1 rRNA gene is annotated in these 472 nt (G+C 46.6%); it reads left to right on the plus strand.

Annotated features, from left to right (window positions below):
- Positions 1–62 (plus strand): 16S ribosomal RNA (locus tag C5F75_RS01275); the annotation flags it as partial.
- Positions 63–472: the final 410 nt, after the last annotated feature.

Below are 472 nucleotides of genomic sequence, written 5' to 3' on the forward strand. Positions count from 1 at the left end.
TGACTGGGGTGAAGTCGTAACAAGGTAGCCGTATCGGAAGGTGCGGCTGGATCACCTCCTTTCCAGAGCTTCTCGCCCAAGTTGAGCGCTCACGCTTATCGGCTGTTGATTAAGACAGACTAGCTGTCTGCGGTTTAAACCGGTTATCATGCCGGCCGCTTTCAATAATCTTCAATGACAAACATTCGAATGAAGTTTAGTTCGAGTTTTTCTCATTGGCGATTGAGCCAGTCAGAGCGGTACGAAGTACGTATCGGCTGTCGTTCTTTAACAATCTGGAAGAAGTAAGTAATTTGGATAGCGGAAGCGTCTTTGAGATGGACGTGGAAACTATCCGGGTTGTGATTGTATCGATGTATCTCAAGATGATTCGAACTTCATTGTTCGGCTCGATTTTGGAATACGGCACAACGCGAGAACTCAACCTGTAACGAGACAGACTCGTTATAGGGTCAAGCGAACAAGTGCATGT

It is taken from the genome of Burkholderia anthinoferrum (assembly GCF_002925705.1).
Taxonomy (GTDB): Bacteria; Pseudomonadota; Gammaproteobacteria; order Burkholderiales; family Burkholderiaceae; genus Burkholderia; species Burkholderia semiarida.